The 13,869-nt window shown below is 64.5% G+C and carries 11 protein-coding genes; 7 read left to right on the forward strand and 4 right to left on the reverse strand.

What is annotated here, in order from left to right; genetic code table 11:
• Nucleotides 1–25 precede the first annotated feature (25 nt).
• The 7 genes from AACH55_RS08465 (at nt 26) to AACH55_RS08495 (ending at nt 8,005) form a co-directional block, all read left to right on the forward strand.
• The gene (locus AACH55_RS08465) at nt 26–481 is read left to right on the forward strand and encodes an Hsp20 family protein (RefSeq protein WP_338718990.1); all 456 of its coding nucleotides are present in this window, start codon (nt 26–28) and stop codon (nt 479–481) included.
• A 297-nt stretch (nt 482–778) separates the two neighbouring features.
• Nucleotides 779–1,147, forward strand: a complete 369-nt coding sequence (locus tag AACH55_RS08470; protein ID WP_338718991.1) for an Hpt domain-containing protein — start codon at nt 779–781, stop codon at nt 1,145–1,147.
• Nucleotides 1,148–1,366: 219 nt separating this feature from the next.
• Complete coding sequence (locus AACH55_RS08475; RefSeq protein ID WP_338718992.1) at nt 1,367–2,836, forward strand: efflux transporter outer membrane subunit; 1,470 nt, start codon at nt 1,367–1,369, stop codon at nt 2,834–2,836.
• Complete coding sequence (locus AACH55_RS08480; RefSeq protein WP_338718993.1) at nt 2,833–3,867, forward strand: HlyD family efflux transporter periplasmic adaptor subunit; 1,035 nt, start codon at nt 2,833–2,835, stop codon at nt 3,865–3,867. The genes AACH55_RS08475 and AACH55_RS08480 overlap by 4 nt, the downstream gene beginning before the upstream one ends.
• Nucleotides 3,864–6,623: a ribosome-associated ATPase/putative transporter RbbA gene (gene rbbA, locus AACH55_RS08485; RefSeq protein ID WP_338718994.1), complete on the forward strand. Its 2,760-nt coding sequence runs from the start codon at nt 3,864–3,866 to the stop codon at nt 6,621–6,623. The genes AACH55_RS08480 and rbbA overlap by 4 nt, the downstream gene beginning before the upstream one ends.
• Before the next feature lies 1 nt (nt 6,624).
• A complete protein-coding gene (locus AACH55_RS08490; protein ID WP_338718995.1) occupies nt 6,625–7,761 on the forward strand; it encodes an ABC transporter permease in 1,137 nt (378 codons plus the stop codon).
• A gap of 79 nt (nt 7,762–7,840) precedes the next feature.
• Nucleotides 7,841–8,005 carry a hypothetical protein gene (locus AACH55_RS08495; RefSeq protein WP_338718996.1) on the forward strand — a complete coding sequence of 55 codons (165 nt, stop codon included), beginning with the start codon at nt 7,841–7,843 and terminating at the stop codon, nt 8,003–8,005.
• A 46-nt stretch (nt 8,006–8,051) separates the two neighbouring features.
• Here AACH55_RS08495 and AACH55_RS08500 read toward each other — a convergent pair whose 3' ends face one another.
• From AACH55_RS08500 to AACH55_RS08515, 4 genes are all read right to left on the reverse strand, one after another.
• Nucleotides 8,052–8,264, reverse strand: coding sequence for a hypothetical protein (locus tag AACH55_RS08500; protein WP_338718997.1), 213 nt, complete (start codon nt 8,262–8,264; stop codon nt 8,052–8,054).
• A gap of 156 nt (nt 8,265–8,420) precedes the next feature.
• On the reverse strand, nt 8,421–10,736 hold the full coding sequence (gene parC, locus AACH55_RS08505; RefSeq protein ID WP_338718998.1) for a DNA topoisomerase IV subunit A: 2,316 nt from the start codon (nt 10,734–10,736) through the stop codon (nt 8,421–8,423).
• A gap of 33 nt (nt 10,737–10,769) precedes the next feature.
• On the reverse strand, nt 10,770–11,672 hold the full coding sequence (locus AACH55_RS08510) for a lytic transglycosylase domain-containing protein (RefSeq protein ID WP_338718999.1): 903 nt from the start codon (nt 11,670–11,672) through the stop codon (nt 10,770–10,772).
• Nucleotide 11,673: 1 nt separating this feature from the next.
• The gene (locus tag AACH55_RS08515) at nt 11,674–13,662 is read right to left on the reverse strand and encodes a DNA topoisomerase IV subunit B (RefSeq protein ID WP_338719000.1); all 1,989 of its coding nucleotides are present in this window, start codon (nt 13,660–13,662) and stop codon (nt 11,674–11,676) included.
• Between the last annotated feature and the right edge of the window lie 207 nt (nt 13,663–13,869).

A 13,869-nucleotide genomic window follows, 5' to 3' on the forward strand; every position in this document is an offset into this window, starting at 1 on the left:
ATCGCTTACTTGAAAGGATTTTTTTATGCGTACCTTTGATCTCTCTCCCCTGTACCGTACCGCTATCGGCTTCGATCGCCTGGCCCAGATGTTCGACAACGCCCAGCGTGCTGATCAGCCCAGCTATCCGCCGTACAACATCGAACTGGTGGCCGAGGACAAATACCGGATCACCATGGCCGTGGCCGGTTTCGCCCGCAGCGAAATCGACATCGAGACCGAAAACGAAACCCTCAAGATCACCGGCCGCAAGCAGAAGGAAGACAAGCAGGTCAACTTCCTGCACCGTGGCATCGCCGCCCGTGACTTCGAACAGCGCTTCCAGCTGGCCAACCACATCAAGGTGGTCGGTGCCAACCTGGAAAACGGCTTGCTCAACATCGAGCTGGTCCGTGAAATCCCCGAAGCACTGAAGCCGCGCAAGATCGAAATCGGCACTGTCGAAGACAGCAACGTCCAGCGCCTCGAACGCGCTGCCTGATCCTCGCGCTTGCACTGAATGGCGGTCATCATGGATGGCCGCTGCATGGCCCCTGAGTACCCGCCGCCCTTCTCATGGGGCGGCTTTTTGCGTCTGTCGCAGCGGTTGTGATTGACGCCCGCGACCTGCTTGGTTACGTTACAACTTCTGCACCGTATTACCGTCTCCGCTCACGACCCGGCATCAAGGCCATGAAGCCATCAGGCCACATTGCTCAGACCGCCGGACCCGCTGTCAAAAAGAAATTGGTAAGAAGCAATATCTTGCGTATATTGCGTCGGCCCCAGGGAGAAACGCGTGAACGACAACCGATACCAGCACATCAATCCCGAGCCCTTGCTCGATGCCATGGGCGGCGACGTCGCCGCCTGCCGCCACATGTTCGGCACCTTCGCCCAAAGCGCCCCGGCCACCTTCGCCCGGCTGGAGCAGGCCATCCGCGCCGACGACGCGGCCCAGGTCAAGCGCGAGGCACACAGCCTCAAGAGCATGACCGCCCTGGTCGGCGCCGGCGTGCTGACCGAACTGCTCAAGAGCGTGGAAACCCAATCCCGCAACGATCCCCCGCAAAGCGCACAGCCCCGCCTGGCCGAGCTGCAGTCGCTGTTTGCCGCCGTGGACGCCGAGGTGCGCCATTACATCGATCAGGTCGGTGTAGCACAGTAGCAGTACGCTTCATCGCATTTCCCTTCACCATTGCTCCTTCTGTTGCCCGTCCTTTGCGCCGCGCAGCGCCGGTGTGCGGTAACGCCTCCCCCAAATTACCGACTCATCAGTCAGTAACCTGACGTACATCAATCAGGTTTTCAGCACGGCTCTTCATAATGTGGACACACAAGGCGAAGCATTTTGTCGCCACATTTCCTGCCACTGCCGAGAATCACGATGTGCGAGCCCTCACTGCGAGTCCGTCCTTTGCGTGCCTTGCGTCACTGGCGTCCATTGTTGGCGGCCTTGCCCCTGATGCTGGCGGCCTGCCAGTCGATGGCGCCGGATTACCAGCGTCCCGCCGCGCCGGTGGCCGCACGCTATCCGCAACAGGCCGATGCAGCCGATGCGCTTGCACCGGCACTGGTCTGGCAAGTGTATTTCCGCGATCCGCAACTGCAGGCCCTCATCACCCAGGCATTGGCCAACAACCGCGACCTGCGCGTTGCCGCCCTGCGGGTCGAGGAGGCGAGGGCGCTTTATGGTATCCAGCGCGCCGATCTGTTTCCCGCCATCGGCGCCCAGGCGGGCGTGGACCGCTCGCGCACCCCGGCCGATCTCAACCTGACCGGCCGTCCGCTGGTGGGCAGCGCCTATCAGGCCGGACTGGGTTTGAGCACCTGGGAACTGGACCTGTGGGGCCGCCTGCGTAGCCTCGACGACGCTGCCCTGCAAAGCGCCCTGGCCAGCGAAGCCACGCGCCGCGCCGCTGCGCTGAGCCTGGTGGCCCAGGTGGCCGATGCCTGGCTGGAACTGGCCGAGATCGATGAGCGCCTGGCCATTGCCCGCGATACCATCGCCAGCCGCCAGGAGAGCTATCGCATCTTTGCGCGCCGGGTTGAGGTCGGGGCCACTTCGCGCCTGAACCTGACCCAGATCGAAACCCTGCTGACCCAGGCCCAGGCGCTGGGCGCACAACTGGAACAGCAGCGCGCACAGCGCCTGAATGCCTTGACGCTGCTGGTCGGCGCTCCGGTGGAGCTGTCGGTCGGCCGGGCGCGCACTGCTCTGGATACCGTCTTCCCCGATATCGCAGCCGGTACGCCTTCGCTATTGCTCACGCGCCGCCCGGATATCGCCGCCGCCGAGCATCGCCTGCAGGCCGCCAATGCCAACATCGGCGCCGCGCGTGCCGCCTTCTTCCCCAGCATCTCGCTGACCGGCAGCCTTGGCACCGCCAGCGCCGAACTGAACGGACTGTTCCGCGACGGCAGCCATGCCTGGAGCTTCTCGCCCAGCATCTCGCTGCCGATCTTCACGGCGGGCCGCCTGCGCAACAACCTGGACCTGGCCGAGGTGCGGCGCGATCTGGCCGTGGCCAATTACGAGAAGACCGTGCAAGCCGCCTTCCGCGACGTCGCCGATGCCCTGGCCGCCCGCCAGTGGCTGACCCGCCAGCTGGCCATTGCCGAGACGGCCGAGCAGGTCCAGGCCGAGCGGGCGCGCCTGTCCACGCTGCGTTATGACAACGGCGCCGCACCTTTCCTCGACGTGCTCGATGCCCAGCGCGACCTGCTGAGCGCCCGCCAGCAGCGCGTACAGATCCGGCGCGCCTTGCTGTCTTCGGCCGTGGCGCTGTATGCGGCGCTGGGTGGCGACAGCAATGCGGCCACGGCCTTCCCCCTTTCTTCCGGACCTCGACCATGACGCTCCCTCACGCCAAGAAACCTTTGCTGGCCGCTGCCTTGGCCGTCATCCTTGCCGGCGGTGCGGCCTACGCCTGGCTGCGCCTGCACCAGAGCGGCCCCGGCGAGGGCTTCGCCAGCGGCAATGGCCGCATCGAAGCCACCGAGGTGGATGTGGCCACCAAGCTGGGTGGCCGGGTCGATACCATCCTCGTCAACGAAGGCGATTTCGTCAGCGCCGGCCAGCCGCTGGCGCGCATGCAGGTGCTGTCGCTGGAGGCCCAGCGCGACGAAGCGCAGGCACGCCAGCAGCAAGCGGTCTCGGCCGTGGCCAGTGCCGAAGCCCAGGTAGCCGTGCGCGAGAGCGACCATCAGGCCGCCCTGGCCCAGGCGGCCCAGCGCGAGAGTGAACTCGATGCAGCGCGGCGCCGGCTGGCGCGCTCCGAAGTGCTGGTCAAGGAGGGCGCATCGTCCTTGCAGGAAGTGGACGATGACCGTGCCCGCGTCGCGGGCATGCAAGCCGCCGTGACCGCCGCGCGCACCCAGGTCAGCGGTGCACGCGCCACGGTGACTGCCGCCGTGGCCACGGTCCAGCGCATCAAGGTCGACATCGATGACAGCACGCTCACCGCGCCGCGTGCCGGCCGCGTGCAATATCGCATCGCCCAGCCGGGTGAAGTGCTGGGCAGTGGCGGCAAGCTGCTCAACCTGGTCGACCTGAGCGACGTCTACATGACCTTCTTCGTGCCCGAGGCCGTGGCCGGCCGGCTGGCGCTGGGCGGCGAGGCTCGCATCGTGCTCGATGCAGCGCCGCAGTACGTGATCCCGGCGCGGATTTCCTTCGTCGCCAGCACCGCCCAGTTCACCCCCAAGACAGTGGAAACGGCCAGCGAGCGGCAGAAGCTGATGTTTCGCGTCAAGGCGCAGATTGATCCGGCGCTGCTGCGTCAGCATCTGACGCTGGTCAAGACCGGCCTGCCGGGCGTGGCCTGGATACGCACCGATGAGGCCCGCGACTGGCCGGCCACGCTGGCGGTGAAGGTTCCGCGATGAAGGAGCCGCTCGGCCAGGGCCCGGTGGCGCGCCTGTCGGGCGTGTCGCTGCACTATGGCAGCAAGCCGGCTTTGCAGGCGGTATCGCTGGAGATCCCGGTCGGCTGCATGGTCGGCCTGATCGGGCCCGATGGCGTGGGCAAATCCAGCCTCCTGTCGCTGGTGGCCGGTGCGCGCGCCTTGCAGCAGGGCGCGGTGGAGGTGCTGGGCGGCGACATGCGCCGCGCGGGGCACCGCGAACAGGTTTGCCCGCGCATCGCCTACATGCCGCAAGGGCTGGGCAAGAATCTCTATCCCACGCTCTCCGTGGAAGAAAACCTGCAATTCTTCGGCCGCCTGTTCGGCCAGTCCGCGCAGGAACGCCGCAGCCGCATCGATACGCTCACCACCGGCACCGGCCTGGCGCCCTTCCTGACACGGCCTGCCGGCAAGCTCTCCGGCGGCATGAAGCAGAAGCTGGGGCTGTGCTGTTCGCTGATCCATGATCCCGATCTGCTGATCCTGGACGAGCCCACCACCGGTGTCGATCCGCTCTCGCGTGCGCAGTTCTGGGAGCTGATCGCGCATATCCGCCAGCAGCGACCCGGCATGAGCGTCATCGTCGCCACCGCCTACATGGAAGAAGCCGACCGCTTCGATTTCCTGGTGGCGATGGACGATGGTCAGGTCCTGGCCACCGGCACCCCCGCCGAACTGCACGCCCGCACCGGCACCGCTTCGCTGGAAGAGGCCTTCATCGCCTTGCTGCCACCGGACAAGCGGCGCGGCCACCAGCCGGTGCAGGTGAGCCCGCTGGACCCGGCGCGCGAGGCCGACATCGCCATCGAAGCGCGCGGCCTGACCATGCGCTTTGGCGACTTCATGGCGGTGGACCATGTGGACTTCCGCATCCGGCGCGGCGAGATCTTCGGTTTTCTCGGCTCTAACGGTTGTGGCAAGTCCACCACCATGAAGATGCTGACCGGCCTCTTGCCCGCCAGCGAAGGCCAGGCCTGGCTGTTCGGCCAGACCGTCGATCCACGCGACATGGCTACCCGCGCCCGCGTGGGCTACATGTCGCAGGCCTTTTCACTCTATGGCGAACTGAGCGTGCGCCAGAACCTGGTCCTGCATGCGCGTCTGTACCGTGTGCCGCCTGAGCAGATCGCTGCGCGCACCGAGGAGATGGCGCAGCGCTTCGGCCTGCTGGAGGTGATGGACAGCCTGCCCGAGAGCCTGCCCCTGGGCATCCGCCAACGGCTCTCGCTGGCCGTGGCCATGGTGCACAAGCCGGAGCTGCTGATCCTGGATGAACCGACCTCGGGCGTGGACCCGATTGCGCGCGACCTGTTCTGGCAACTGATGATCGACCTGGCGCGGCGCGACCAGGTGACCATCTTCATCTCCACCCACTTCATGAACGAGGCCCAGCGCTGCGACCGCATCTCGCTCATGCATGCGGGCCGCGTGCTGGTCAGCGCCACCCCCGACGAACTGATCCGGCAGCGCGGTGCCTCAACTCTGGAACAAGCCTTCATCGCCTATCTGGAAGAGGCGGCGGCCAAGGGCGTGAATCCGCCCGCACCTGAAGCAAAGCTCACATCGGCTCCAAACCGCCGTCCTGCGGGCCTTGCGCTACGCCCCGGACGCCTGCGCACCAGCCTGGGCCGGGCGCTGAGCTACAGCCAGCGCGAGAGCCTGGAGTTGCGGCGCGACCCGGTACGCGCCACGCTGGCCTTGCTGGGTACGGTGATCCTGATGTTCATCATCGGCTATGGCATCAACCTGGACGTGGAAAACCTCAGCTATGCCGTGCTCGACCGCGACCAGACCGGCCTGAGCCAGAACTATGCGCTCAACCTCTCGGGCTCGCGCTACTTCATCGAGCGTCCGCCCATCAGCGATTACCAGGACCTGGACCGCCGCATGCGCAGCGGCGAGATTTCGCTGGCCATTGAAATCCCGCCCGGTTTTGCCCGCGATATTGCGCGCGGCAAACCGGTGGAAGTGGGGGCCTGGGTCGATGGCGCCATGCCCACGCGCGCCGAGACCGTGCGCGGCTACGTGCAGGGCATGCATCAGCTGTGGCTGGCCGACATGGCCACGCACCGGCTCGGACAGCGCGTGGGCCAGGCCGCCACCATCGAGACGCGCTATCGCTACAACCCGGATGTGAAGAGCCTGCCGGCGATGGTGCCGGCCATCATTCCGTTGCTGCTGATGATGATTCCCGCGATGCTGACAGCCCTGTCGGTAGTGCGCGAGAAGGAGTTGGGCTCCATCCTCAATCTCTACGTGACGCCCGTCACGCGCACCGAATTTCTGCTGGGCAAGCAACTGCCTTATCTGCTGCTGGGCATGCTCAATTTCGCCATGCTCACGGTGTTGGCGGTGACCGTGTTCGGGGTGCCGGTCAAGGGCAGTCTCTTCACGCTGACGCTGGCCGCGCTGATCTTCGTGATCTGCTCCACCGGCTTGGGCCTGCTGGCCTCGACCTTTACCCGCAGCCAGATCGCAGCGCTGTTCGTGACTATGATCGGCACCATCATTCCCTGCGTGCAGTTTGCCGGACTCCTGAATCCGGTCTCCTCGCTCGAAGGCATGGGGGCGCTGGTCGGGCAGATCTATCCGGCCACGCATTTCCTCACCATCAGCCGCGGCGTGTTCAGCAAGGCGCTTGCGGTGGGGGACCTGGGGGCTTCGTTCTGGCCGCTGGTGGTGGCGGCGCCCGCGATCCTGGGCTTCTCGGTGCTGCTGTTGAAGAAGCAGGAGCAGTGAGATGCGCCGCGCTCCTGCCAGCCTGTCCAATATCTTCCGCCTCGGCATCAAGGAGCTGTGGAGCCTGCTGCGCGATCCGGCCATGCTGGTGTTGATCGCCTACACCTTTACGCTGTCCATCTATGTCGCCGCCACGGCCATGCCGGAGAGCCTGCACAACGCCGCCATCGCCATCGTCGACAACGATGGCTCACCGTTGTCGGCGCGCATTGCGTCGCTGTTCTATCCGCCGCATTTCAAGGCTGCCAGCCTGGTTACGGCGCGCGAGGCGGATGCCGGGCTGGATGCGGGCGACTACACCTTCGTGCTCGACATCCCGGCCGACTTCCAGCGCGACGTGCTGGCCGGGCGCGCCCCGGCGGTGCAACTGAACGTGGATGCCACGCGCATGAGCCAGGCCTTCACCGGCAACAGCTACATCCAGCAGATGGTCACCAGCGAGGTCACGCAGTTCGTGCGTCGTAGCGAGGCCGCCGGCACTGCGCCGGTGGGTCTGGCCTTGCGCATGCGCTTCAATCCCAACCTGGAGCAATCCTGGTTCGGTTCGCTCATGGAGATCATCAACAACGTCACCATGCTCTCCATCATCCTGACCGGTGCCGCACTCATCCGCGAGCGCGAGCACGGCACCATCGAACACCTGCTGGTGATGCCGGTCAGTCCGGCCGAGATCATGCTGGCCAAGGTGTGGGCGATGGGATCGGTGGTCGCCCTGGCGGCACTGGCTTCGCTGCTGCTGATCGTGCGCTGGGCACTGCAGGTGCCTATTGAAGGCTCGCTGGCGCTGTTCATGCTGGTGACGGTGCTGCATCTGTTTGCCACCACCTCGATGGGCATCTTCATGGCCACGCTGGCGCGCTCGATGCCGCAGTTCGGCATGCTCGCCGTACTGGTGCTGTTGCCGCTGCAACTGCTGTCGGGCGGCTCCACGCCGCGTGAGAGCATGCCTGTACCGGTACAGGACATCATGCTGGCCGCCCCGACCACGCATTTTGTCGCGGCGGGGCAGGCCATACTGTACCGGGGCGCTGGCCTGGAAGTGATCTGGCCGCAACTGCTGGCCATCCTGGGAATTGGCCTGGTCCTGTTTGTAGCTGCACTGGGCCGGTTCAGGAAGACCATCAGCCAGATGGCGTGATGGCGGCGCGGGTGTGCAGAGACAGCGCCCGCGCAAGGAGATGGTTGATTAGCGATGTCATCGACAAGGAGCAAGCATCATGGATTTCAACAGCCCATCCACCTGGATACCCGTCATCAGCATTGCGCTGCTCCTGATCGGCTATGGCATGCGCGCCCGCGCGTGGGCGCCGTATTGCATGCTGGCGGGGGCGTTTGGATTGCTGGGGGTGTTGGTGTATCGGGTGTCGGTGGCGATAGGCTGAAGCAAGCTCTTTTGCTCAGCCACGAGGGATCGAGAGCACTGAAAACTCAGGCATGAAGCTCGCGTTCGGGTTCGACTGACAACCGCATGCCGACGGTCTTGAGTACTGCCAGCAGTGCCAACAACCCCGCTACGCGATCGTTCGGGGCCTCCAGTGATTCCATGGATGCCTTCAGATATTCGACTGCCAGAGCATGGTTCGCCCGGAGCTCGGCGATTTCCCGTTCATGATGGGAAACCGCTGCCTTGACCTTATTCATGTTTGCCTCCGCTTCCATTTTTCCGATAATCCATCCCGCATTTGAAATGCTTCGAACGCCCCTTGCCCATGAAGCAATCAGTTGTGCCAGCCATCAAAAAAATCGCCCCCTGTCAAACTGCACAGGGGGCGATCTCACAGTGAAGAGGAACCGGCGTCAGCCTTGCGAGCGCAATCCCGTCGCCTTGATGCGCGACTCCAGCACGCGTCCCTTGCGTGCGCGCTTGCCCACATGCGCCAGCAGCTTCTCGCCGCTCAAGGCAATTTCCTTGGGCTTGCTCATGTTGCCGGTGCCATAAACCACCACACCCTTCTGGCTGATGGCCTGGGCGGCGACCAGCTTCTCGTTCTTCTCCAGCTCCATCAGGTTCACGCCACGGCCACCGGAGGAGAGGGTTTTCATCTCGTCCAGGCCAAACACCAGCAGACGGCCGTTTGCCGAGACGCAAGCCACGGCGCTGGCGTCAGCGGCCACCACGCTGGGGGCCAGCGGCAGCGCACCTTCGTCCAGCGTGAAGAAACTCTTGCCCCCCTTGACGCGTCCAAACATGTCGGACGCCTTGGCGATGAAACCGGCCGCCGCATCAGAGGCCAGCAGCAAGGTGGTATCGGCCGGACCGGCAAAGTAATGCTGGATGCTGCTGCCGCTGGCCAGCTCGATCAGCGTCGTGACAGGCACACCATCACCGCGCGCATTGGGCAGCGCATTGACCGCAATCGTGTAGACCCGGCCGTTGGAGCCGAAGGCCAGCAGGTTGTCCACGGTGCGGCATTCGAAGGCACCATACAGGCTGTCACCGGCCTTGAAGGTGAATTGCGTCGCATCGTGGCCATGACCGGTGCGCGCGCGTACCCAGCCCTTCTGCGAAATGATCACCGTCACCGGTTCATCGATCACCTTCTGCTCGAAGGTGGCACGCTCGGCTTCTTCGATGATGGTGCGTCGGGCGTCGCCATAGGTCTTGGCGTCGCCTTCGATTTCCTTGATGACCAGCTTCTTCATCGAAGAAGGATTGTCCAGCAGGTCCTGCAGCGTGGTCTTCTCGCTGCGCAGCTCGGCCAGTTCCTGCTGGATCTTGATGGCTTCCAGTCGCGCCAGCTGGCGCAGGCGGATTTCCAGGATGTCTTCGGCCTGGCGGTCGGAGAGCTTGAAGGCGGCGATCAGGGCCGGCTTCGGTTCGTCGGATTCGCGGATGATCCGGATCACTTTGTCGATGTTCAACAGCACCGCTTCGCGGCCTTCCAGGATGTGGATGCGGTCGTTGACCTTCTGCATGCGGAACTGCGTGCGGCGCGTCACCGTCTCGAAACGGAAGCTGATCCACTCGGTAAGGATATCGGTCAGGTTCTTCTGGCGCGGACGTCCATCGCCGCCGATCATCACCAGATTCAGCGAGGCACTGGTCTCCAGCGAGGTCTGCGCCAGAAGCGTGTTCATGAACTCGGTCTGGTCCTGGTTCTTGGACTTGGGCTCGAAGACCAGGCGCACCGGTGCTTCGCGGCCGGACTCGTCGCGCACGGCGTCGAGCAGGCCGAGGATGGCGGTCTTCTGCGCCTGCTGTTCGGGCGTGAGCGACTTCTTGCCGAGTTTGAGCTTGGGATTGGTCAGTTCTTCGATTTCTTCCAGCACGCGCTGCGAGGAGACGCCCGGCGGCAGTTCAGTAATGACCGCCTGCCACTGGCCGCGCGCCAGGTCTTCGATCTTCCAGCGCGCGCGCACCTTCAGGCTGCCACGGCCGCTCTGGTACATCTCTGCGATGGTCGACTTCGGGGTGATGATCTGGCCGCCACCGGGGAAGTCCGGGCCGGGGATCAGCTCCATCAGCTCGGCATGCGTGATCTTGGGATTGCGGATCATCGCCACGGCGGCCCTCGCCACTTCGGTCAGGTTGTGCGAGGGGATTTCAGTGGCCATGCCCACCGCAATGCCGGAGGCGCCGTTCAAGAGCAGGAAGGGCAGGCGCGCCGGCAAGAGGCGCGGCTCTTCGGTGGAGCCATCGTAGTTGGGCTGGAACTCCACCGTGCCCATGTCGATTTCATCGAGCAGCAACTTGCTGATGGGCGTCAGGCGCGCTTCGGTGTAGCGCATCGCCGCGGCACCGTCGCCATCGCGTGAACCGAAGTTGCCGTGGCCGTCGATCAGGGGATAGCGCAGCGAGAAATCCTGCGCCATGCGCACCAGCGCGTCATACACCGACTGGTCGCCGTGCGGGTGCAGCTTGCCCAGCACGTCGCCGACCACGGCGGCGGACTTGCGCGGCTTGGCTGCGGCGTTGAGCGCCAGTTCATTCATCGCGTAGAGGATGCGGCGCTGCACCGGCTTCTGGCCATCGGCGACATCAGGCAGGGCGCGGCCCTTGACCACCGAGATCGCGTAATCGAGATAGGCGCGTTCGGCGAAGGTGGAGAGCGTCAGCGATTCGCCATCGGGCGTCGCCGGAGCTTGGTCAAACAGGGTCGGTTGATCGGTCATGGAGCTTGTCTTGTTGTGTTCGGTTTGACTTGGTTAATCGTTGATGGCCGCTTCGCGCGGCGGCAGCGTCACCTTCAGGCGCGCATTGCCGCCGTTACCGGCAGCGGCGGCGCGCTCGCCGGAAGCCAGGCGCAGCGCACCGGGCGGGCGATACAGTTCATAGAAACGCGACACCAGCCGCACATAGCCCTGGGTCTCGGGATAGGGCGGGATCTTGTTGCCATACTTCTGCACCGCGCCTTCACCGGCGTTGTACGACGCGATGGCCAGTTCCACATGCTGCGGGAACATCGCCATGAGGTCGCGCAGGTAGCGCGCAGCCAGGCGGATGTTGATCTTCGGGTCGGTCAGCTTCTGGTGCAGGGTCTTGCGGCGGTCGCCTTGCAGGCCATAGCGCTCGGCCGTGTCGGGCAGGATCTGCATCAGGCCCACCGCGCCCTTGCTGGAGACGGCCGTGGCATTGAAGCCGGACTCGGCCGTCATCACGGCCTTCAACAGCGCCGCATCCAGACCGAATTCGCTGGCCGCTTCGGTGAGCAGGCTGTCGTACTTGCGCGCATCGCGATGGGCCAGCATGGTCTTGACGAAAGGCGGATCGGCCGGCGTCACCGCTTCCTTGCTGCCCGGATGATTGAGCAGCGATGCACTGCTGGCCATGAGCTTGTCCGGGTCGTCGAGATTCTGCGCATAGAAGTGGACCGCGCCATCGGCATCGGTGTACCGGTACACAATGGTCTTGGACTTCTTTGCGCCCGCAACCGTACCGGTACTGTCCTTGCCACTGTCTGCTGCTTCCACCCGCATGTGCTGTACACCATCGGCATCGGTGTACCGGACCACTTGTTGCGACTGTACCGGTCCAGTGCACAGCAGTGTCAGGCCGCCCAGGAGGGCGGTGGCGAACACGCGGGCAGGCAGGAACGCGGCGCGGCGCATGTCAGATGTCCGCTTCGGCTTCGTTGCCGTGCTCTTCGATCCAGGCGCGGCGGGAGGCCGCTTCGCCCTTGCCCATGAGCATGTTGAAGCGCTCTTCGGAAGTCTGCACGCCGGGTTCGCCAAAGCTGATCGGCAACAGGCGTCGGGTGTCCGGGTTCATGGTGGTTTCCCACAACTGTTCGGCATTCATCTCGCCCAGGCCCTTGAAGCGCGAAATGCTCCAGGCGCCTTCCTTCAAGCCATCCTTGCGCAGCTTGTCTTCGATGGCTTCGAGTTCGCCATCGTCCAGGGCATAGAGCTTCTGCACCGGCTTCTTGCCGCGTGCCGGGGCATCCACGCGATAGAGCGGTGGGCGTGCCACGCAGATGTGGCCCTTCTCGATCAGCTTGGGGAAGTGACGGAAGAACAGCGTCAGCAGCAGCACCTGGATGTGCGAGCCGTCCACGTCCGCGTCGGACAGGATGCAGATCTTGCCGTAGCGCAGGCCGGACAGGTCCGGCGTGTCGTTGATGCCATGCGGATCGACGCCGATGGCCACCGCGATATCGTGGATTTCATTGTTGGCGAAGAGGCGGTCGCGTTCGGTTTCCCAGGCGTTCAAGACCTTGCCGCGCAGCGGCAGGATGGCCTGAAATTCCTTGTCCCGGCCCATCTTGGCGGAGCCACCAGCGGAGTCGCCCTCGACCAGGAAAAGTTCGTTACGCGTCACATCCGAGGATTCGCAATCGGTCAGCTTGCCGGGCAGCACGGCCACGCCTGAAGATTTCTTCTTCTCGACCTTTTGCGCCGAGCGCAGGCGGCTCTGGGCCTGCTTGATGACCAGCTCGGCCAGCTTCTTGCCGTAGTCCACGTGCTGGTTCAGCCACAGCTCCAGCGCCGGACGCGAGAAGCCAGCCACCAGGCGCACGGCGTCGCGCGAGTTCAGGCGTTCCTTGATCTGGCCCTGGAATTGCGGGTCCAGCACCTTGGCCGAGAGCACGAAGGAGACGCGCGCAAACACGTCTTCGGCCAGCAGTTTGACGCCCTTGGGCAGCAGCGAATGCATCTCCGCAAAACTCTTGACCGCCGAGAACAGACCCTCGCGCAGGCCCGATTCGTGGGTGCCGCCATTGGAGGTGGGGATCAGGTTGACGTAGGATTCGCGCACCACCGCGCCTTCCTCGGTCCAGGCCACCACCCACGAGGCGCCTTCGCCTTCGGCGAAGCCTTCGGCATCCTTGCCGGCGAACTGTTCGCCTTCAAACAGCGGGATCAATGTTTCGCCGCTGCCGGTCTGGGCCAGTTGCTCCATGAGGTAGCCGCGCAGGCCCTGGTCGTATTGCCAGCTCTGGGTATCGCCGGTCTTGGCGTTGATCAGCGTGACCTTCACGCCCGGCAGCAGCACCGCCTTGGAGCGCAGCAGGCGCTGCAGCTCGCCCAGCGGAATGGTGGCCGAGTCGAAATATTTGGCATCGGGCCAGACGGTGACGCGGGTGCCGGATTTCTTGTCCTCGCGGGTGGCGGGGCGCGACTTCAGTTTCTCGATGACATCGCCGCCCGAGAAGGCCAGCGTGTGCACGCCGCCCTCGCGCCAGACCGTGATTTCCAGGCGCGTGGCCAGGGCATTGGTGACCGAGACGCCCACGCCGTGCAGGCCGCCCGAGAAGGCATACGCACCGCCGGAACCCTTGTCGAACTTGCCGCCCGCGTGCAGGCGGGTGAAGACGATCTCGACGGTCGGGACTTTTTCTTCCGGGTGCAGGCCGACCGGAATGCCGCGTCCATCGTCCTCGACGCTGACGCTGCCGTCGCCGTTGATGGTGACGATGATGCTCTTGCCGTAGCCGCCCAGCGCTTCGTCGGAGGCGTTGTCGATCACTTCCTGGAGGATGTGCAGCGGATTCTCGGTGCGCGTGTACATGCCCGGACGCTGCTTGACCGGCTCCAGTCCCTTGAGGACACGGATCGATGATTCACTGTAATCGGACGGGGTTGTTTTTTTGGTTGCCATGCAGATGAGTGGTCGTGGCTGATGCCGGAGGATTGTTGTCTGTTCATCCAGCGCAGGCGCCCGCCGGGGGGCCATCCTGCGCTGCAAAGGCGCATTCTAATGAAAATTCCGTGGATTCGGCGTCCGGCGCGCCGGAATGTTCCCTGTCGGACAGTACTTGTCGGTAACAGCGTGTAAATGCGGCTAAAAACGCGCACAAAAAAGGCT

Source organism: Herbaspirillum sp. DW155, from assembly GCF_037076565.1.
GTDB lineage: Bacteria > Pseudomonadota > Gammaproteobacteria > Burkholderiales > Burkholderiaceae_D > Herbaspirillum.

Coding starts and splice junctions, on each gene's coding strand:
- AACH55_RS08465 (WP_338718990.1), top strand. CDS start 26: ATGCGTACCTTTGATCTCTCTCCCCTGTACCGTACCGCTATCGGCTTC.
- AACH55_RS08475 (WP_338718992.1), top strand. CDS start 1,367: ATGTGCGAGCCCTCACTGCGAGTCCGTCCTTTGCGTGCCTTGCGTCAC.
- AACH55_RS08480 (WP_338718993.1), top strand. CDS start 2,833: ATGACGCTCCCTCACGCCAAGAAACCTTTGCTGGCCGCTGCCTTGGCC.
- rbbA (WP_338718994.1), top strand. CDS start 3,864: ATGAAGGAGCCGCTCGGCCAGGGCCCGGTGGCGCGCCTGTCGGGCGTG.
- AACH55_RS08490 (WP_338718995.1), top strand. CDS start 6,625: ATGCGCCGCGCTCCTGCCAGCCTGTCCAATATCTTCCGCCTCGGCATC.
- AACH55_RS08495 (WP_338718996.1), top strand. CDS start 7,841: ATGGATTTCAACAGCCCATCCACCTGGATACCCGTCATCAGCATTGCG.
- AACH55_RS08500 (WP_338718997.1), bottom strand. CDS start 8,264: ATGAATAAGGTCAAGGCAGCGGTTTCCCATCATGAACGGGAAATCGCC.
- parC (WP_338718998.1), bottom strand. CDS start 10,736: ATGACCGATCAACCGACCCTGTTTGACCAAGCTCCGGCGACGCCCGAT.
- AACH55_RS08510 (WP_338718999.1), bottom strand. CDS start 11,672: ATGCGCCGCGCCGCGTTCCTGCCTGCCCGCGTGTTCGCCACCGCCCTC.
- AACH55_RS08515 (WP_338719000.1), bottom strand. CDS start 13,662: ATGGCAACCAAAAAAACAACCCCGTCCGATTACAGTGAATCATCGATC.